This is a genomic window from Paenibacillus solanacearum, from assembly GCF_910593845.1.
Taxonomy (GTDB): domain Bacteria; phylum Bacillota; class Bacilli; order Paenibacillales; family NBRC-103111; genus Paenibacillus_G; species Paenibacillus_G solanacearum.
Window position 1 is genome coordinate 15,674 of record NZ_CAJVAS010000009.1, and the last position, 20,045, is coordinate 35,718.

18 protein-coding genes are annotated in these 20,045 nt (G+C 55.1%); 5 read left to right on the plus strand and 13 right to left on the minus strand.

The window, feature by feature from the left end; translation table 11 throughout:
* Window positions 1–187: 187 nt before the first annotated feature.
* From KXG62_RS12105 to KXG62_RS12115, 3 genes are all read right to left on the minus strand, one after another.
* Window positions 188–1,120 (minus strand): methylenetetrahydrofolate reductase, encoded by a 933-nt coding sequence (locus tag KXG62_RS12105; protein ID WP_218092233.1) that lies wholly within the window; start codon window positions 1,118–1,120, stop codon window positions 188–190.
* Window positions 1,121–2,103: 983 nt separating this feature from the next.
* Complete coding sequence (locus KXG62_RS12110; RefSeq protein ID WP_218092234.1) at window positions 2,104–3,660, minus strand: ABC-F family ATP-binding cassette domain-containing protein; 1,557 nt, start codon at window positions 3,658–3,660, stop codon at window positions 2,104–2,106.
* Between the two features lie 528 nt (window positions 3,661–4,188).
* Window positions 4,189–5,322, minus strand: a complete 1,134-nt coding sequence (locus tag KXG62_RS12115; protein ID WP_218092235.1) for a stalk domain-containing protein — start codon at window positions 5,320–5,322, stop codon at window positions 4,189–4,191.
* A 306-nt stretch (window positions 5,323–5,628) separates the two neighbouring features.
* Here KXG62_RS12115 and KXG62_RS12120 point away from each other — a divergent pair, with 306 nt between their 5' ends.
* Entirely contained in the window at window positions 5,629–6,225 is a 597-nt protein-coding gene (locus tag KXG62_RS12120) for a 50S ribosomal protein L25 (RefSeq protein ID WP_246627408.1), read from the plus strand.
* A 213-nt stretch (window positions 6,226–6,438) separates the two neighbouring features.
* Here KXG62_RS12120 and KXG62_RS12125 read toward each other — a convergent pair whose 3' ends face one another.
* The 4 genes from KXG62_RS12125 to KXG62_RS12140 all read right to left on the minus strand — a co-directional run bounded on the left by KXG62_RS12125 (window position 6,439) and on the right by KXG62_RS12140 (window position 10,401).
* Complete coding sequence (locus KXG62_RS12125) at window positions 6,439–7,758, minus strand: ABC transporter substrate-binding protein (RefSeq protein WP_218092236.1); 1,320 nt, start codon at window positions 7,756–7,758, stop codon at window positions 6,439–6,441.
* A gap of 99 nt (window positions 7,759–7,857) precedes the next feature.
* Window positions 7,858–8,889 (minus strand): aldose epimerase family protein, encoded by a 1,032-nt coding sequence (locus KXG62_RS12130; RefSeq protein ID WP_218092237.1) that lies wholly within the window; start codon window positions 8,887–8,889, stop codon window positions 7,858–7,860.
* Entirely contained in the window at window positions 8,886–9,248 is a 363-nt protein-coding gene (locus KXG62_RS12135) for a MocE family 2Fe-2S type ferredoxin (protein ID WP_218092238.1), read from the minus strand. The genes KXG62_RS12130 and KXG62_RS12135 overlap by 4 nt, the downstream gene beginning before the upstream one ends.
* A complete protein-coding gene (locus KXG62_RS12140; RefSeq protein ID WP_218092239.1) occupies window positions 9,238–10,401 on the minus strand; it encodes a fatty acid desaturase family protein in 1,164 nt (387 codons plus the stop codon). The genes KXG62_RS12135 and KXG62_RS12140 overlap by 11 nt, the downstream gene beginning before the upstream one ends.
* Before the next feature lie 153 nt (window positions 10,402–10,554).
* On the opposite strand from KXG62_RS12140, the gene KXG62_RS12145 reads away from it, so the two are divergent.
* Together KXG62_RS12145 and KXG62_RS12150 are read left to right on the plus strand one after the other, a co-directional pair.
* Window positions 10,555–11,439, plus strand: coding sequence for a helix-turn-helix transcriptional regulator (locus tag KXG62_RS12145; protein ID WP_218092240.1), 885 nt, complete (start codon window positions 10,555–10,557; stop codon window positions 11,437–11,439).
* A gap of 215 nt (window positions 11,440–11,654) precedes the next feature.
* On the plus strand, window positions 11,655–12,893 hold the full coding sequence (locus KXG62_RS12150; RefSeq protein ID WP_218092241.1) for a Gfo/Idh/MocA family protein: 1,239 nt from the start codon (window positions 11,655–11,657) through the stop codon (window positions 12,891–12,893).
* A 186-nt stretch (window positions 12,894–13,079) separates the two neighbouring features.
* Here KXG62_RS12150 and KXG62_RS12155 read toward each other — a convergent pair whose 3' ends face one another.
* Window positions 13,080–13,823, minus strand: coding sequence for a phytanoyl-CoA dioxygenase family protein (locus KXG62_RS12155; RefSeq protein ID WP_218092242.1), 744 nt, complete (start codon window positions 13,821–13,823; stop codon window positions 13,080–13,082).
* Window positions 13,824–14,002: 179 nt separating this feature from the next.
* Window positions 14,003–14,839, minus strand: a complete 837-nt coding sequence (gene araC / locus KXG62_RS12160) for an arabinose operon transcriptional regulator AraC (protein WP_218092243.1) — start codon at window positions 14,837–14,839, stop codon at window positions 14,003–14,005.
* Window positions 14,840–14,931: 92 nt separating this feature from the next.
* Here araC and KXG62_RS12165 point away from each other — a divergent pair, with 92 nt between their 5' ends.
* Together KXG62_RS12165 and KXG62_RS12170 are read left to right on the plus strand one after the other, a co-directional pair.
* Entirely contained in the window at window positions 14,932–15,645 is a 714-nt protein-coding gene (locus KXG62_RS12165) for a YwaF family protein (RefSeq protein ID WP_218092244.1), read from the plus strand.
* Between the two features lie 143 nt (window positions 15,646–15,788).
* Window positions 15,789–16,577: a class I SAM-dependent methyltransferase gene (locus KXG62_RS12170; protein WP_218092245.1), complete on the plus strand. Its 789-nt coding sequence runs from the start codon at window positions 15,789–15,791 to the stop codon at window positions 16,575–16,577.
* 134 nt (window positions 16,578–16,711) lie between these two features.
* Here KXG62_RS12170 and KXG62_RS12175 read toward each other — a convergent pair whose 3' ends face one another.
* The 4 genes from KXG62_RS12175 to KXG62_RS12190 all read right to left on the minus strand — a co-directional run bounded on the left by KXG62_RS12175 (window position 16,712) and on the right by KXG62_RS12190 (window position 19,982).
* Window positions 16,712–17,200: a GyrI-like domain-containing protein gene (locus KXG62_RS12175; RefSeq protein WP_218092246.1), complete on the minus strand. Its 489-nt coding sequence runs from the start codon at window positions 17,198–17,200 to the stop codon at window positions 16,712–16,714.
* Between the two features lie 32 nt (window positions 17,201–17,232).
* A complete protein-coding gene (locus tag KXG62_RS12180; RefSeq protein ID WP_218092247.1) occupies window positions 17,233–17,691 on the minus strand; it encodes a hypothetical protein in 459 nt (152 codons plus the stop codon).
* Between the two features lie 257 nt (window positions 17,692–17,948).
* Window positions 17,949–18,398: an NUDIX hydrolase gene (locus tag KXG62_RS12185; RefSeq protein ID WP_218092248.1), complete on the minus strand. Its 450-nt coding sequence runs from the start codon at window positions 18,396–18,398 to the stop codon at window positions 17,949–17,951.
* 108 nt (window positions 18,399–18,506) lie between these two features.
* Window positions 18,507–19,982, minus strand: coding sequence for a DUF5050 domain-containing protein (locus KXG62_RS12190; protein WP_218092249.1), 1,476 nt, complete (start codon window positions 19,980–19,982; stop codon window positions 18,507–18,509).
* Between the last annotated feature and the right edge of the window lie 63 nt (window positions 19,983–20,045).

Genomic DNA, 20,045 nt, shown 5'->3' on the forward strand with positions numbered 1-20,045 from the left:
TACAAGTTTTTTGAAATTTTTCTCTACACCGGACGAAACGGGCTATCATCTGGACCCTCTCCTTCTCAAAAGGTGAAAAAGGCTAGTAACCGGAACAAACGGTTATACGGATACTTTATCCTGCCGCGCATCCAACGCAAAAAAGCCGCCATTGCCGGCGGCCTTGCAGCGCAATCGATTGTTACTATTACAAAGTGACAAGCTGTTTCTTGTCGATAATCGATTTAATATCTTTGACCAGCTGGATCGAAGCTTCGATCTCGACTTTTCGCGTCGATACGCTCTCTACGCTGCAGCCGACCGGGATGCCCTTTTCCAGTCCGAAATCAAGAATTTCCTCGAAAATTTTTTGAGAGACGCGGATCGACTGGTCCAGCACGTCATGAGAATATTTCAAGTCGTTTTCCAGCCATTTCGGGATGCTGATCCCGAGCCATTTCATGAATTCGAGCGTTTTTTGCGAGCCGCAAGGCGCGATGTTAATAATGATCGGCACCATGTCCAGCCCGTTTTCTTTGGAATAATAGTAATAGTCGGACAAGAAATCTTTGGTCGCCTCGACGTCATAGGTTGCCTGCGACACGAAGAAATCGCAGCCGCTATTGATTTTATTCAATACGCGAATATGCTCGTCATTTTTCTTCATATGCCGTTCGGGAATGACGACCCCGCCAAACAGCATGCGCTTGTTCAGCTCCTTGCTCAGTCGGTAAGCATCAGATAAACGGAGCGTGACCTCCTGCTTGCTGGACGAGGCGCCGACAAATACGGAGAACCGGTCTTCGTCGCGATCCGCTTCAATCCAGTCGATCAGCTGCGGCTCGGAATATTTGCCGACGCAGCGGTATAAAATTTTGGGGACGTTCAACGACTCGAGGTAACGGCTGTACACCGTCGGATCGATCATCGGCGAATACGGAAACGGCCTCTCTTGCTCAACGCGATCCGCTTCCTCCTGGACGTCGTACAGAATCAAGGCGTCTATATCAAGATTTTTGAGTCGCTCGCACTGCTTATGCGAGATTTCGGCTACTTTCTCCGGGGGGTTCGATTCCTTCGGCGGCGTCATGCCATATGTTAAAATGCCCGCTTGTTTATTTATGATCTTATCTCTTAGCATTTTGTGCCACATCCTCGACTTAGTATAACTCGGCTATGGATCATGTATCCTTAATCCTTAGTTATTCGCTCTGCATTGCGGAAACCCTCTTTACAAGATACCATGATCGCCCGATATAGTATAAATCGATTAAACTATATCTAGTTATAGCTTCAAGCTATATCAATGACCGCACCGTTCACCAGTGAACGTCGAGCCTCCCCACAGCTTGTTCTCCGCCCCTTAACGTTTCTCGTGAACTCCACGATTCTGGGTGGGATGGGGTGGGATCGTTAAGCCCGGGAACTGCCCTCACTTGCATTTCGATTTACCGTTTGAACGTGCTCAAGAATGAATGATAAGTGCAATGCGATTGAGTCAGATACTTCGTGAATGCCCCTTTCACCGTATTCGGCCGCTCCCTGCCCTGCGACACCGAAACGCGCTTCCGCATTCAGACCCATGCGCAGTGAGGCCAGTAAATGCATAATAGTGCTCTCCAAATCGGGGGCGCCGTGTTTCGTTCGGATAACTGCATTAGTATTGGGCAACTGCATTAGTATCGGACAACTGCACTAGTAATAGGTCAAATCCAACTCATTTCAAGCGAATGAGCGCCTGGCAGCAAAATAACAGGAACAATCGAATTATTCAGAGCCTTACCCCTTTGAATTGTTAGGAAAGCCAACTACAGCGTAGTTTTTGCGTTTATAGAGCGGCAATAGTCGGGTTTGCCCAATAAAGATTTGGTTTTCTCGAACAAATTGGTTTTCAAAAACGAAGTGGGTTCCCTGCGTGGGTGAGTCTCCATGCAACAGCCAGGTCTCCCTGCGGTAAGCGGCACCCCCTGCATTTCTTATCTCCCCTTTGCCATCTTCATTTCTGGCAATGGAACTGCATCTTTCCTTGCAGATTGGAAAATATTTGCAGCAAATTCTTAATGGAAAGGGATGAAATGATAAAAGCGCCGGCCATCAGCCGACGCTCCATCTCGTTCCCAATTTCTAAAACACCTTCGTCGTCCACGATTCGCAATTCCACGTCTCCGTCACGACGTCCCGGTAAAATTCCGGTTCGTGTGAGATCAGCAGAATGCTGCCTTTGTACGCCTTCAGCGCGCGCTTCAGCTCATCCTTCGCGTCCACGTCCAGGTGGTTCGTCGGCTCGTCGAGCACGAGCAGGTTCGTTTCGCGGTTGATCAGCTTGCACAGCCGCACCTTCGCCTTCTCGCCGCCGCTCAGCACCGCGACCTTGCTCTCAATGTGCTTCGTCGTCAGTCCGCATTTCGCGAGTGCCGCGCGCACCTCGAACTGAGTGAACGAAGGGAACTCCTTCCACACTTCCTCGATGCATGTATTGTAGTTCGCTTCCTTCACTTCCTGCTCGAAATAGCCGATGTGCAAATATTCGCCGCGTTGGACCGAACCTGACAGCGCCGGGATTTCGCCGAGGATGCTGCGCAGCAGCGTCGTCTTACCGATGCCGTTCGCGCCGACGAGCGCCAGCTTCTGCCCGCGCTCCATGCGCAGGTTCAGCGGCCGCGACAGCGGGCTGTCGTAACCGATCACGAGCTCTGTCGCTTCAAAAATCAGTTTGCCCGACGCCCGCGCTTCCTTGAAGTTGAACTGCGGCTTCGGCTTATCCTTCGCCAGCTCGATCACTTCCATCTTGTCGAGCTTCTTCTGACGCGACATCGCCATATTCCGCGTGGCCACACTCGCCTTATTACGCGCCACGAAGTCCTTCAGGTCGGCGATTTCCTGCTGCTGACGCTTATACGCGGACTCCAACTGCTGCTTTTTCATCTCATAGACTTGCTGGAAATGGTCGTAGTCGCCGACGTAGCGAGCCAGCTCCTGATTTTCCATGTGGTAGATGAGGTTGATGACGCTGTTCAGGAACGGAATATCGTGAGAGATCAGAATAAACGCATTCTCGTATTCCTGCAGGTAACGCTTCAGCCAGTCGATATGCTGTTCGTCGAGATAGTTGGTCGGCTCGTCCAGCAGCAAAATGTCCGGCTTCTCGAGCAGCAGCTTGGCCAGCAGCACCTTCGTCCGCTGTCCGCCGCTCAGGTCGTTCACGTCCTTATCCAGACCGATGTCGGTCAAGCCTAAACCGCGTGCAGTTTCTTCGATTTTGGCGTCGATCATATAGAAATCCTGATTCGTCAGCGTATCCTGGATTGTGCCGACGTCCTCGAGCAGCTGCTCCAGTTCCTCAGGCGACACCTCGCCCATCTTGGCGTACATGTCGTTCATCTCCTGCTCCATATCGAACAGGTACTGAAACGCGCCCTTCAGCACGTCGCGAATCGTCATCCCCTTATTCAGCACGGCATGCTGATCAAGGTAACCGACGCGCATCCGCTTGGACCATTCAACCTTGCCTTCATCCGGCTGCAGCTTGCCCGTAATAATATTCATGAAGGTCGACTTGCCTTCGCCGTTCGCGCCGATCAGCCCGATATGCTCCCCCTTGAGCAGCCGAAAAGACACATCGGTAAAAATTGCCCGGTCCCCAAAACCGTGACTTAACCGTTCTACATTTAATATGCTCATCCATGACACCTTTTCTTCCTAGTCTATTTATCAGCTTCTATTATAAATGCGAACGGGGAGGAACTCAATCCGCCGAAACCTGTCAGACTTTGGATTTTTGCCGATACGCGTTTTTTTCTTATTATTACTTAATGGAAAAAGGCGACATCAACCGCGTCATTCTGACGTTGTTAAACATTATCAGAGGGCGCGGCTTCCGGCCAAACGACAAAGCAGCCTATGCATAGCATAAGAAAAGTGCTTCTGATCGATGCCTTTTCGACGAAGATCCATTCGTGTCTTAGACGAAGATATATTCGCGTAAAAAAAAACATCTGCGCGGAAGGCCGGAAATCAGCGAAGGCCGCACAGATGGATATTCATGGTTCAATTTAAACTGTCGGCGGTACGCTTGCCCGCCCTTGGCTCAACGATTCGCGCGTCATCGTTACATAGGAATCGTCGGCACCTCGGGAACAGTCCGATAGGAAGCCCGAGGCTGAAGTGTCGCCAGCCGTAAGCACCGCACCGACAAGATGCGTCATCCGATTATTGGAGCTGTATGGAGACGATGCCGCCCTCGCTCGTCACTTCCGCCTTGAGCACATCGGAGAAGAACGCTAAGGGCACATACATTTTGCCGTCGCTTTGGATGACGGGCGCTTCGCCGAGTGAGAGCGGCGCCATCTTGTTATACACATATTCATCCTTGCCTTGCTGCAAGATCGTCCACTGGTTGTCCCGTGTTAATTCGGCCGCTTGTCGTTCCGCGTCCCACTGTATGGTGTATCCGAGCGCTTCAGCGGACGCTCTCAGCGGGATCATCAGCAGGCCGCTGTCCGCCTTGTAGACGGAGGCTGCTTCTTCCGGCGAAGCGGGTTTGCCGTTCAAAACGAGCTGCGTAGGCACAGCTTCGGGTTGTGTCGGCTGCTCTCCCGGTGTGCCGTTGGTAGCAATCGGGATCCGAAACTCCGGCATCCCCGACGCATAAGGCGCGATCTCGTATTGGGCGAATTGAATGACGGCATCACCGCGCTCTATGTAGAAATTTTGCGTGTCGGAGATCCCTTTGAACGTATCCGGGAAGTACGGATCGGGGTTGCTCGCAATGGCTTGCTTTATTTTTTCGTCGATAAACGCTTTATAGCCTTCACCGAACAAGTTTTTCAGCTCGATAGTTTTCGCTGCTTGTTCGTTCCATACGTTGTAATTATCGCTGCGCGTCCCTCCGTGTGCTCCTCCGGTATACGTATACGTGAGGATTTGGAGCGAGAACATGCCTCCGCTGCCGCTGCCTCCATCCGCCTTCAGCTTGTATTGGATATTCAGCTCATAGGGCCTCATCTCGTAGCCTGCTTCTTTGGCATGGACGACTTCTTCCGCCGCTTGCGTTTTGAGGGTGTCCATGTCTTTCATCGCTTGACGGTAAATAAGATCGTTAAGCTCCTCTTGGTAATGCGCGTCCTTCAGCCCTTCGATGACCGGAATGCTCAAGTCGACTGTGATCAGGTCGTTCTTCTCTTTGATCGGTTTCGTCGTTACGGTTGCCGCCTGTTGAACTGCCGGTGCAGAAATAAGCACAGGTACCGCCTGCGGCAAGGCTTCGGCATAAGATTGGGGCGCTGCCGTCAGCAGGCAGAAGCCTGCTATGCCGATGGTTAGAATCTTAAAACGTGATTTCATGATGAATGCCTCCTCGCTGAATTGGAAAATCAATCTCACACTAATATGACGTATGAGACTGCCGAAAAGTTTGGAAAACGGGAAAACGATTGTATCGCGCAATGCAAACTGCACCTGTGCACGGCCCGTTCGACAAAACAGCGGTTCTATGGTATGGTGAAAACATCCCATAGGCATTCCACCTTTTCCAGGTGGAGTGCCTTGCTCTATATTTTGGGTATTTTACATTAAATGTATATTATCGCGTGGGACGTGGAGGTGGTGATGCTGTGTTTCTCTTTGCAGCCCCGATCAGGGGGAACGTGAATGATAGTGAACGTATACGATAATCATTTCATGAAGAGGAGCGAGCATAGCATGACGACTTATTTTCAAGCGGAACAACGTAATCATTTGAATTCATCGGGTCTTCGAAATTTGCGGAGAGCGGGCCGGCTGCCCGGCATTGTATTTGGTAAACAGGCGGCAAACCGGATGATCCATATTCCGACGATTCAATTTCAGAAGTGGATGAAGCTGGGCGCCTCCGGCTTTATCGAATTGCGGCTCGACGGGCAGGAATCGGTGACCGTGCTGCTGGAGGATTTCCAGCGAGACCCGGTGACACGGGAGCTGCTCCATGTGGATTTCCAGCAGGTGCAGTCCGGCGAAATCGTGCGTACGAAAATTCCGCTCAAATTCAAAGGCACGCCGATCGGTACAAAGCAAGGGGCGGTTGTCCAAATCCAGTGCGCTTTTATCGAGGTGGAGGCGCTGCCGGGGCATTTGCCGACGTCAGTTGAATTCGACATCAGCGGCATGGAGCCTGGATCGTCATTGCAAGTGAAGGATGCGGTGTTCTCGCCGGATGTAACGGTGATCTCCGATGAGAAGGAAATTCTACTATCTGTTGTAAAACCGTAACTTCCGTCCGACCGGCCAATTCGGGGGTCCGCATGGAACAACCTTTTATCTGAAGAACAGGAATCTGCATTGGAATACGATGCGCAACGAAAATAGGGTCGAGCAGCGAGTTACGACTGCCCCACCCTATTTTCTTTTTGGATGCCACAAATTAGGAACCCGCCACTTTGAAAAGCGATCAGGTTGAAGCGGCGAACAAGTCTGCGGCTGAGCTTAATCTTCTCTGATGATCCGGTTGATGGCTTCCTCGGCGTCCCTGAGCGCCGTATTCATATCTTTCTTATCCTTGACGTAATCCCAGAACGAAGCTTCCAGCAATTTTTGCGCATCCGCATCGTATTTGGTGAAGGAAGGATTCGGGGCGGGACGGCTTTTGAAGATCGAAGCCATGCTCTTGCCTTTCAGGAACGGCATGTTTTCGCCCAGCGCTTTTTTCATTTCCGGATTTTTGAGCGGCGGAAGCTTGGCCGTATTCCTCGACATCTGCAGCATCACTTCATCCGAAGTCAATACTTCGAGCACCTGCATGGCGGCCTCCTTGTGCTTGCTTGTTTTGGCCACGAACATGATCCACGGGTCGACCATCCCGTACGTATTCGGCCGGTCCTTGTAGCTCGGATACTGCGCCACATCCCAGTTCAGCCCGGTCTCGCCCGCTTCCTTCATATCGCTCAAAAAGTTGTAGCTCGGCAGCATCGCCAGCGTCTTGGATTTGCGGAATTCATTGATCGGACTCGATTCCTTCCGCTCATTCCCGGGAATCGAAAGGATTCTTTTCCCCAGGTCGAAGACCGTCCTCCACTGCTCATTGTTCACGGCCGCCAGGGTTGTCTTCGGGTCGACAATGTTGATGGATCTGGGATAAAAAATGCGCGTCATGCTTTCCGGGTCAAGCCCCCGGTATAAAATGCCGGACTCGGTTCGCGTCAATTTTTTGGCAAGCTCAATCGCGTCGTCCCACGTCATGCCATCCTTCGGGTAAGGAACGCCGAAACGATCGAATATGTCTTTGTTGTAATAGAGTGCATTGAGCTGCAAGTTGAACGGAAGGCCGGACAGCTCGTTGTTATTGCCGGACATGCGGATCGCATCGATCACTCCCGGCTCGTATCGGTCCAGATCCAAACGGAATTTCCGGATGAGCGGGTCGATGTTGTCCAGCAAATCCAGCTGCTTCAGCGTCGGCATCATGCCGGTATAGCCCGTGAACAAATCCGGCGTATTCCCCGCCACGACCAGATCCTGGATGTTCTTTCCCGTCCCTGTTGCGATCAAGTTCAGCGTAATGTTCGGATATTTCTTCTTCACCGGATCGATCAGCATCGTTTCAAAATCCACTTGGTACGCCGAGGCCAATATATTCAAGGTGACAGGCTCCGTGCTTACCACAGGCGGAGCGGAGCTTTCTAGTCCCCCCTCGGACGCGCTTTTCTGTCCCGATGCTTGCCCTCCGCTCTCCTGATGGCCGCTGCATCCTGCAGTCATCCATATCAACAGCAGGATCGCTGCCGCGAACAGGCCGTTATTTTTCACGCGAAACACCTCCCATGGTTACGGTTATAGGGTACCGCCGAGCTCCAATTGCTCAAAAACATGAGATCAACAGCAATGATGAGATTTCTCAGCAAACGCTTACATATTCGCGTGAAACAACGTTTCGCCCTGCCCCATACGCACGTCCAGATGCCACTTCGCCGTCTGCCCGGCGCCGATCCGAAGCTGTGTTCCTCTCCGGCACGCTTCGCTCAGCACGTCATAATATCCGTTGCTCGGCTCCAAGGCGCAAACCGTCCGCTCATTGAACGCGCCCTCGTCGATCCAGACGCCGACATAAGGAACAACGTCCGGCTGCCATGCCAGCGAGAGGCCGTGGCCGCTCTGCTCGTCATAGAGCCCGATGGTTCCGGCGCGCAGACGCCCCGATACATAATATTTGCGGCAATCTTGCAGTGTAGCCGGGCCTGCGCGGGTGAACGTATCGTCCAGCACGGGGCTGCCCGTCGGCCAGCGATAAGAGCGTCCGGCTTCCAAGGTCCGGCCGCCGTCGACGCAGAGCAGCCGGTCCGTCCCTTCCGGCAAAACAATGCGCGTATGCTCCGTGCAAAGAAACTGCGGATGGGCCGCCCACAGCACGGAAAGCGTCTCGCCGCCCCAATTCGCCGCTTCGTAGTCGAAGCGCAGCGTGCGCTCGTCGAGAAACCGCATCGTGCGCGTGAATGTGTAAGGAAGCGCCCTCCCCGCTGCGCTGCATACCACCCTCTCTCCCTCCGCGCACGTGCGCCACGGCACGGACCACAGCTCTCCGTGATCCGGAAGCAGGGCTCCCTGGTATGCGCCTTCGGCCGGATAAGGGCAGGCGACAATCGTCGGGAAGCATTCGTCCCAGCCGCTCATGTCGGCCGCCGTAAATGCCGAGCCGTACGCGGCCCGCCGCAATGCCCTCGTCCCCGAATCAACCAGCCATTCCTTCGCTCCCGGCGTATACGCCAGCGAGACGATTTTGCCCCCGAGCTCGGGCAGCATGATCAGCTTCACTTCGCCCGACTCCATCTCCACCGAGCGTAAGCCCCGGTAGACGGAGTACCGGATGCGGCATGACGGCGTCCGGCTGCCGCCGCGATGCGGCGCCGGATCGGGCGAGCGGCTCCCGGGAGGATGGTTCATCGTAAGCGCTCCTCCTTCGTGCACTGCTCTTGCATCGCGTCGGCGAGCTTGACGTAGACCGCACCCGCTACGACCTTGACGGGATAGGTCCGCAAAGCGACGCAAGCCGGCGGACGCTTCGCCTCGCCGGTAGAGAAATCGAACCGGCCGTTATGCTTCGGACATTCGATCAGCTTTCCCGTGACCAGCCCTCCTTCCAGATGAACTCTCTGATGCGTGCAGTACCCGTCGGTAGCGTAATATTCGTCATTCGCCGTACGGTATACAGCCAACGAGCGGTCGCCGGAATCAAAGCGGATTACATCCTCCGGCGCCAGATCGTCGGCGGCGCAAGCCTCGATCCATTCGTCACATGCCATGCGTCATTCCTCCTGTCGCGGCCGCTTGGGCCGTCCCCGTCTCTGTCTCCCTCTCTGTCCCTTTTCCGGCTTGCTCCTTCGGCATCCCGCCTTCGGGGCCGTACTTGTAAGGGCGGGCCGTGCTCGGCAGCGGACGCAGCACCGTATAGGAAGGGTCTTTCCTTTGCCGGATCAGCGCGGTTACCACTTCGACGAGCGCGGATGTGAAGCTGCGGCACGCCGGCGGGCAATCCGCCTTCATCTCCTCATGCAGCCGAGGCAGGGCGTGATACGGAACCAGCGGAAACATATGATGCTCAATATGATAATTCATGTTCCAGTAAAGGAAGCGCAGGATCGGGTTCATATAGACAGTGCGCGTGTTCAAGCGGTGGTCGAGCACGTCCTCGCATAAGCCCAAATGCTGCGTCATCCCGAACAGCAGCACGATCATGCTCCCGTAGAACGAAGGCAGTCCGATCAGCATCAGCGGCAGCATGCTTCCCGCGTAAACAGAACCGGCGGCGACCGACAGCAAAATCAGCAGGTAGATGCGCGCCTCCAGGTACGCCTTGCGCCGCTCCGATGCCGGTATATACTCATTCTCTTCCTTGTCCACCCGGCCGAAGCAGTGGAGGGCGAAGCGTTTGATTTCCAGCGGTCCTCCATACAGATGAAATATTTGCATGACGATGATTCGCCAGATCGGCGGCCGTTCGGTCAAAATTTCCGGGTCGCGGCCGACGATGTACGTGTCGCTATGATGCCGCGCATGGCTCCATCTCCACGGTGTAGCCGAACGCAGCACCATAAACGAGGCAATCTGGTAAACCGCTTCGTTCATCCATGCCGTCTTGAATGCGGTGCCATGCCCGCACTCATGCCACCTCGAATCGGCCGGCGTGGCGTACAGGATGCCGTACAGTGCAAAGGCCGGCACAGCCCACCACGTTCCCCACGCCTGGTAAGCCCATACTCCTGCCGCGATCAGCGCCGCAAACCAGATGATCGTGTCGCGGATGGCCGGACCGTCTTTTCGCTGCATCAGCTGCTTCAGCCTCGCTCGCGGCACCGGGCTTGTATACCACTGCGCATCGGCCAGACCTTTAGCCTGCGCCCGCTCGTTCTCCGGCCCGGCCAGGCTGTAATTTCTGCGTTCTGCTGTCTGCGTCATGCGAATCCTCCTCCTTCATCGCTCTTTGATTCCTCATTGTAGAGAACTTTCTCCTGAAAGTATTTGGTTCAAAGTAACAATGTGGTAACCAAAATCATATTCATCTTGGATATGACCCGCGTTGCACGTACAATAAAAGCAGAGGTGGAAGCCATGTCCAATAAACTGTATTTTCTCGAGCCGGACGATACGCTGGAGCAGCTGCAAGATTACTATTTCCCCCCTTACCTGACGCTGGCGCATATGTTCCACGCTCCGGACGGCTGGAGCCTGAAGCCCCGGCAGCTCAAGCAATACCAGCTGCAATACGTATTGGAAGGGGCGGCGGAATACGTCATCGAAGGCCGGACGTACATGACGCATCGCGGCGATTTGCTGTTCCACGGGCCGAACGAGCGGCACCATGTGCGCACGATGCCGGGAACGCCTTACGTATGCATCTCCGTCGTCTTCCATTTCGGCGGAGTGTCCTTTCCGATTCACGACCTGCTCGGTCCGGAAACCGCAGGCGGCAGCCACTACATGGGCAACTTCGCGAACCAGGCGCTGGAGAACAAGCTATCCGAGCTCGTGCTGCATTACCGCCAGTCGGGACTGTACCACCAGCTGCTCTGCCAGAACGTGCTGATGCGCATTTTGCTCCAGCTGTCTGCAGCAAGCGACGCTCTCGGCCCGACGGCCAGCAAAAAGGAAGACGCCAATAAAGCGAAGCTCATTCTCGTGCGCAATTATATCGACAGTCATCTCCGTGAAGGATTTGGCCATCGCGACCTTGAGAAGCTGACGGGCTGGAGCCGCAACTACATTATCGTCCAGTTCCGCAAAGCGTTCGGGATGTCGCCGACGCAGTATCTGATCCGGGTTCGGCTGGAGAAGGCCAAGGAGCTTGCGCTCCAGTCCGGCCTGTCGTTCAGCGAAATTGCGAGCGAGGTCGGATACGTGAACATCCACGCCTTCGGGAAAATATTCAAACGAAAGACGGGCATGAGCCTATCCGAATTTTGCGCCACGTTATTTAAAGATACGCCGGACAAGTGACCCTCGGGCAGCTGGGCGGGAACCGCTTCTAGCTGTCCGTTCTGCTGCGCCTCGCGCAATCGTTGTGATTTTGGTTACAAATTTATAGGTTTGAACCAAATACACCGGGCTCGCGGCTCCTTACAATATAAAGAGAAACCCCGATAGGCAAGCGTAACAAGTCCGTGTGGGAAAATACATTTATGCCGTATGGCATACAAAGGAGCGGTTACGAAGTGGGATTTAAACTGGGCGTTGTCGGAGCGGGTCAATTTTCCAAATGCTTTATTCCGTTGTTTCAAGCACACCCGTATGTCGAGGAAGTGACTCTCGCCGAGCTGCAAACCGACCGGCGGGAACAGTTCGCCAAAGCGTTTCGCCTGAAGCGCACGTACGCTTCGCTTGACGAGCTGCTGACCAGCGACGTGGATGCGGTGGCCCTGTTCACGCAGCGACATCTTCACGGTCCCCAAGCGATCCAGGCGCTGCGGGCCGGCAAGCACGTGTACTGCGCCGTGCCGATGGCCCAAAGCCTGGAGGAAATCGGGCAAATCATCGATGAAGTCCGGCGCTCCGGGCTGATCTATATGACCGGCGAGACGAGCTATTATTATCCCAGCACCGTATACTGCCGGGATCAGTTCCAGTCGGGAGCTTTCGGCGGATTCGTGTATGGCGAAGCGCAATATTTGCACGACATGTCGCACGGTTTTTACGATGCGTTCAAGTATTCGGGCGGCCCGGATTGGAAGCAAGTGGCCGGCATTCCGCCCATGCATTATCCAACGCACTCGGTCAGTATGGTGATTTCGGTGACCGGCGCCAAGGCGACGAAGGTTGCCTGTCTCGGCTATAAAGATGGGCATGAAGATGAAGTTTTCCGCAAAGGCGCCAATCTGTGGGACAACGAATTCAGCAATCAAAGCGCGCTCGTGCGCACCTCGGACGGCGGGATGATGCGCCTGAACGAATTCCGGCGCGTAGGCTGGGGCGGACGCAACAGCGTATACATGAGCATGTTTGGCACGCAAGGCAGCTACGAGGAGCATGCCGGCGGCTCGGTCTGGACCAGCCTGAAATGGGGGACGGTCGAGGAGCTGACCCCACAGCTTCAATGCCAAAATATACGCGTTCGATTGGATGAGCAGGGCATCCACCAGACGCTCGCGCATGATTTCAACGCATCGCTCGCCAAGGCGCATCACCACTACCGCCTTCCCGCGTCCTACAACGGGATGCCGAACGGCCATCTCGGCTCGCATCAATTTTTGGCCGACGACTTCGTCAAGGCGGTTCATACAAACAAGCTGCCGCCGAACCATGCCTGGAGAGCCGCCGATTATATGGCGCCGGGATTGATCGCCCATGAATCATCCTTGCGGGACGGGGAAATGCTCGATGTGCCGGATTTCGGAGAGCCTCCGGCAGACTGGAGCCTGCTCGATCCGGATGCATTCGTCGCTGAGCGCGAATAAGGGCATGCCGGCGTTCACATAAACTCCACTCGCATAGGAAAAAGGGTCCGTTTCCCATCTAGGATACGGACCCTTTTCTATTCACTCCAGTAATGCTTTATTTATGCGGCAGGGGGACTCGTGCACAGCTCGTGTACGAGCCTTGAAGGGGACAAGCCGCCGAGCGCTCCCCCTGCTGCCGTACGATCAGGCCAGGATAGCCCCTTCCGCGCCAACCGGACATGACGGCCGCCACACGGTACGGTTCTTCGTGATCTGCGGATTCGAGACGGCGGAGTAGCACATAATGAACGATCGGCGGTGACGATCGGATTCGTTCGCCGCAGACGCATGCAGCAAATTGCTGTGGAAAAACAATACCGAGCCTGGCTTCAACTGGCAATGCACCCGCTCGAACATCGATTCGATCTGAGCCAGCCGCGTCGGTTCGACGCCGACTTGCGAGCCGACCTTCCCGTGGTCGATCCGGCCGAGCAGATGCGACCCTCTCAGCACTTGCAGGCAGCCGTTCTCGATCGTTGCCTCATCGAGCGCGACGAAGGCGCTGATCATGGTCGGGAATATAAAGCCTTGGTTGTACCAATATCCGTAATCTTGATGCCATTCCCACGCCCCGCCGGTTCTCGCCTCCTTCAGCATCACTTTGCCGTGAAAGAACGCGGCGTCCTCCCTCAGCAGCATACGAACCGGGTGGACGACGCGAGGGGCAATGGAAGCGGCGGACCAAATATCGTCTCCCAGCTCGTGCCAGATGGCCAGGTTCGAATTTTTGCCGGATGTGTCCGCCTGCCCGATATGCTTGGTCCGGGAAACCCGATCCCCGTTCTCCACAGCATCGATCATCCGGTCCACCTCGTCTTGAGTGAACACCCCCTCGACGATGACATAGCCGTCACGCTCATAATCCATTACCTGTTTGTACGATAACATCGTTCATCCTCCTCATATGGGCAGCATCTTATACGCTCACCAGCTCGGACCTACCCTCACAGTCCTGCCGCCAAGCGCCGGCATTTTCCTGGCCGAACCAAGAAATATGCTACCTTCATTGTAGGAAAACGGGACGACGACCGTAATCGCCATTCCGGCTGTAAATCCTAGCGATTCTGCTATTTCCGCAATCGCTTTCGATAGGCGCTCGGGCTGACGCCGAAATACTGCTTGAACTTGCTCGTGAAATAATCCGGTGATTGAAAGCCGACATCTTCGGCGATTTCCGTAACCTGGCGGGACGTAAGCTCCAGCAGTCTTGCCGCCTGCTTCAAGCGCATTTTGTTCCACGTCCCGATCATGGAATCCCCTGTCTGCTCCTTGAACAAATGCGCCAACCGGGAAGGGGATAAATTCACTTTTTTCGCCAAGTCGGTTACGCTGACAGGCTCTTTGATGTTTTGGGACAGCAGATCGAGCACCTCATGAATTCGCGGGTCGAGCGTGTGCGACGATTTCTTGTAATGGAGGCTTGCCGCGAGCAGCAGTATTTCCTCGAGCGCGTTGAGCGCAAGCTCCTCAAACAGCGGATTCATGACAGCCTTGTTATCGGCGATCAGGCTCCTGAAGGCCGCCTCGATGCGGGTGCATACGGCATCATCGCCGATGTGCAGGAACAGCAGGCTCTTCGATACTTTGGGCCATTGCAGCCAGGCCGCCCATGCGGGTCTGGGAATGAAGTGAACCCACATCATCTCCCACACGCTGCCTTCCGTCGTGAAGTAGTCGTGAGGCGTACCGGGCGGCAGCACAATCATGTCGCCGGCGCGGCACAACTGCGCGTGCGGCCCTTCCTTGACGCACCCTTCCCCCGAAAGCGTATACATCAAAAGCCAATCTTTGGTGCCAGAAGCACGCCAGCCCGCATAGCCGAACGGACTGCGGTTATGATGGGAAACAAGCGCGCCTGGGGGCGGAGCCGGCGTCTCGGCCGTAAGGTACGGTTGTCGGACCATGGACAGTCTCCTTTCCTTATTTTTCCTGTTCATATTGAAAGCTGTACCCGGTTCCACTATGATGAGTGTACGATCGTGAAAGGAGGCTTTACATGGACTGGTTCAATGAGACGGGATATCCGTTTATGATGTTTACGCCGCAGCATCTCATCCCGCTGGCTTGTATCGCGCTGCTCATTCTGCTGCTGTACCGGTTCCGCAAGCCGCTTCGGCAGGATGCGCCGGTACGTGCGATCCGCATCGGCCTGGTTTTGCTTCTTCTCGTATTCGAAGCGCTGCTGTACGGCTGGTACATATATTACGGGCAGTTCTCGCTGGAAGCGTCGCTGCCGCTTCAGTTGTGCAGCATCGGCTACCTGCTGACGATCGTCATGCTGCTGTTCCCCTCGTACCGGCTGTACGAGTTTTTATATTTTGCCGGGATCGGCGGAGCGCTCCAGGCGCTGTTGACGCCGGCGGCCATCTTGTCCGGCTTCCCGCACTTCACTTATTTTTACTTTTTCATCGGTCACGGCGCAATCGTATGGGTGGCGCTGTACATGACCTGGGTTCACGGCTACCGTCCCACGCTGCGTTCCATCGGGAGAGTGCTGCTCGCGCTCAATGTACTGCTGGCCGTTATCGTGCCGGTCAATCTGGCCACCGGCGGCAACTACATGTTCGTCGCCCGCAAACCGCCCGGCCCGTCGCTGCTCGATTACTTGGGGCCGTGGCCGTGGTACTTGCTGTCGCTGGAAGCAGTTGCGGCGGCAGTATTCATTTTGCTGTACCTGCCTTTTATCCGCCGCAGATCGAGTAGGCAGTAACGCGCTGCCCAGGCAGGTTCGTTCTGTCAACAAGGCACGGACCGGGAACCGGCACCGAGCAAGCCTAGGATCACGGGGGAGGAAGGAATTGGATGCAGCGCAACGAATATATGTATACTCGTTTCTACAGGAGGTGTATGGCATTGCCGCTGGAAAAAAGAGCTACGTTCAATGAAGTTGCGGAACTGTACGACCGGGTTCGCAACCGTTATCCCGGGGAGCTGTTCGACGATTTGTTCGAAGCGGCGCAGTTGAACCCGCAGTCGCGAATACTGGAGATCGGGCCGGGCACGGGCATCGCCACCCTCGAACTGGCCAAACGCGGCTGCCGCATCACGGCCGTCGAGCTCGGTGCTGAGATGGCGGCCGTGGCGAAGCGCAACCTGGCCGATTTCCCCAACGTGGACATGCATGTCGGCGCATTCGAGCAATGGGAACCGCCAGCCTCCGTGTCGTTCGACCTTGTCATTGCGGCGACGGCGTTCCACTGGCTGGACCCGGAAGTGCGCTTCGCCAAGCCGGCTGCTTTGCTGCGTCCGGGAGGCCATCTGGCCATCGTCAACTACTTGCATGCGGCTGGCGGCGACCGGCTGTTCTTCGAGCAAGTGCAGTCCTTCTACGAAAGCTATATGCCGGGCACGCCGCCGAATCTTCGCCTCACCGAAGTCTCCGACATGAAGCCGGACACGGGACCGCTTGAAGACAGCGGGCTGTTCGAAAAACCTACCGTCCGGCATTACGTTACGGAGGAAACGTACAGCACGGAACAATATCTCGATCTGTTGTCGACTTATTCCACGCACCTGACGCTTGATGCCAACAACCGCCAGAAGCTGTTTGCCTGCATCGGCTCGCTCATCGATGATCAATTCGGCGGCAGCGTTACGAAATGCTACTTGAATGAGCTAATGCTCGCCCGCAAACGAGGATGAGCGCGGTTTGAAGCGGAGGCGCATCATGAAAACGGGCTCGATTCCCTGCCGGAATCGAGCCTGTTTCGCTTGCCATGACGATCTTGGATATCCAGGCAGTTGCAAGCATCCTGACGTGACCGGCTTCTAGCGCATCAACCGGAGACGATCGGCAGCGAATAGCGTGCGAAACCTTCCGCGTTGTAGCGGTACCGTTCACAGATCGTATACGCACGTCCCTGCGCGTCTACGGTGAGCCCCGTCTCGGCGATATATGCGTCAATAATCCGACCGGCCCGGTCAAAATCGCCTTCGCTGCTCGCTGCGGCGACGCAGCGCTGCGCGGGAAGCGTGATCCGGGCAAACCATTCCGGCACCCCGTCGAAGCCGGATACTTCCACGCATAATACGTACGCATGCGTATCGGCGATGCGTTGGCCGTTGACTTGCGGCCACACGCCGTATTGAACGGACGCATCGACGATCTGGGGCATATGGGCGGCGAGTCCGAGCAAGCTCTCTTTGGCCAAATGGTATTTGCTTGACATGTCCTTCAGTCCGATGCAAGGAATGCCGATTAATTTCAACTCGCCATGCTCAACCACCTGGGCCTCAAGCTCTGGCAAACGATGCATAGTTTCCATCTGCGAATCCTCCCGGTATACGAATGGTTACATTAATGAAGCGTGTAACGAAGCTCGTTTCGAAGCTCTTGTTCGTCAAAGCGGATTGCATATTGCTTTCTTTGCCCGGCGCCGTTATACTCGGCGCTGATTTCCAGCGAATACGTTCCGTACCGCTCGAACTTGATGGTGTAATCCATCTCCACCTTCTTATGGACAGGGATTTCAGCATGAAACAGTTCTTGCGTCTCGATCAGACGCTGCGAATCTCTTGCATCATAGAGCGAATAGCGGATGATCACGCTGCTGTTGTATTCGACGTTCGTCCGTACCGCAATGTTCAGTTTCATTTCCGCCCGATCCCCCAGACGGTTCAACTGCTGCTGCACCGTTTCCAATTCGATGGGAAACGGATCGGGCGGACTCGGAGGAGGATTTCCCTTCTTGCCATGAGAGCATGAGCACAGCACGATGACGATCGCTAAGCAAACGAGAATGCGCAAGCCTCTCATCGCTCCACCGCCTTTCCTATTCCTGCGTTCGCCCCTGTCTTCTAATACATGTCGAAGGAATTAGGCTTCTTCCACAACCGCCGTTTGTAATACTCATACGCAGGCACAATAGCGAGAACGAGGACGCCGATGATTTTAAGTACCGTCAAGCTATTCCCCTCCCAATGACGAATTATCCATATTTTAACATACGATTCTATCCGGTGGCTTACCTTTTTTTCCGATCATGATGTTCACTGCGAGTGAAGGCTGCCGGTTCAAGCTTGCGCTTCCCCCCGAGGCAGCACGTATTGTTCGAAAAACCGCCGGGCTTCGGGAAAAACGAGCGGCTTAACGTCCTCCGGCGAAAACCACTTCACGTCATCGATCTCGTCGTCCTCGGGCTTCAGATCGGTCATGTCTCCCGTGTACTCGACGAGAAACATGGTCGTCTCCTGCCTCTCGTACCCGATGATTCGTCTTGTCTTCTCATCGAACTCGAAGCTCACTCTCGCGTCGAACCGCTTTTTAACCGCATACATGGCCGATCCCGTCTCTTCCTTCAATTCCCTCAACAGCGCCGCTTCCAGGCCAACGTCATGCGATTCGACGCCGCCTTTGGGGAAATCCCAAACGCCTTTGATTTTCCCTTGCGCGCCTTTCACTTTATGCACCAGCAAAAATTGGCCGTTGCACTGAACGATGGCGCCCACCGCTTGGCGTATCATATATGTCCCTCTTTTCGTTAAGCATGACGATCCTTTATGGTGAGGGGACTTCCGAACGTGCATTTCTCTGCAGGGCAGGATTGGCTCCGCTCAAAGACGAGCGGCTGTTCACTGATCCAGCTTGAAATGCTCCAGCACACTGTCGCCCATGACCCAGTTGGCGAAATACATTTCGTCCCCCGCGATGTAAAGCGCCTGCGGTCGGGCTTCCGCGATCGTTTCTCGGCCGGTGCCATCAATTCTCACCCGTACGATCGGATTCGATCCGGCAATGCTGCCGGAGACGGCAACGGTAACATACAGCCAGCCGCTTTGCGAAGTCTTGATCGAAGCCCTCGGGACCTCAAATTCGGTCAAAGCGATATCCGTCGCTCCGTCCAGACTCATCTTACGAAGCTGTTTTTGGTCCTGCATATAGTAAATCCAACCGTCGACAATGATAAAGGAAGTCACGTCGTCCCTCAGCAACTGCTTCCCTGTCCCGTCGAGGCGCATCGCGTACAGTTTGTTGCGCTCATCCTCCACAGTCCGGTAATAGATCTGGCCGCCATACAAATAAAAGCTCAGCACGGCCGCATCTTCCAGAAGCAGCCGCTCCCCGGTGCCGTCCATGTTCATTCGGGAAATCCCCGTGCGGCCCTCGGACCGGTCTCCATTCCCAGCATCATCCGGCTGCCGATCTGCATTCCGCAGGAAATAGAGGTAGCCGTCTTGCTCCCATAGCTGCTCGCCTGCCGTATGCGACACGAGCGTTCGCCCGGTCCCGTCGGTTCGGATTTTATACATTGCATTCGGTTGGGAAGGTTCCGCAGTGATATAGTACAGCCAGTCGCCCGTGACGCTGATCGACAAGGCATTATCCTCTGCCAGCTCCATTCGCTCGGAACCATCCGATTTCACTTTGATGAGATGATGGGTCCCGCCTGAGCTCCGCTGCGGATTCATATAAATCCAATCGTCCTTTACGGCAAGCTGCCCTCCGTTGGCCGCATTGAGCGCATCCGTGTGCGCTGACGCTTCCCCGGCCGGCCTATCGCACGATTGAATGCTATAGCCGCGCACCTCATCCCATGCCGTCCGCCAATTGAACATTTCGCCGGCAAATCTCCATGTCATCGGAAAATAAGTTATATTGTTGTACAGCAATACCGGATAGCGTTCTTGCGCGTTATCAATGAGCGTCCCATTCACTTTCACAGGGAATGGCACGGGGGTTGCATCCGCATAGCCGCTGCCGTTAACCGCTTGCACCGAAAACGTCTGCGTAAGCGGCGCACAGGTCCCGTTCGTCTGGAGGGAAAGACCGTTCTGCGCATCCCATGCGGCGGTCAACCCAAGCGCGGCCGTATACTCCCATGTCATCGGGAAATACGTAATATCGCGGTACAGCAGGAGCGGATACAAGCTATGCAATGAATCAATAGCCGTTCCATTCACGGTAACGGGGAAAGCCGGATACGTCGCCCGATCTTCGGACGACGATGCAGCACGAGCATTCGGCCAGATCAGCGCAGCTCCCGCGGCGATGAGGAGCGCCATCCGTATGGCAGCCCTTCCGGTTCGCAGCTTACGTGTTCGCATCATAATTAAAAATCTCCTTTTCCCGGCCATGCAGCGATCCGACCGGCGAGGTCAATCCAACTGCAT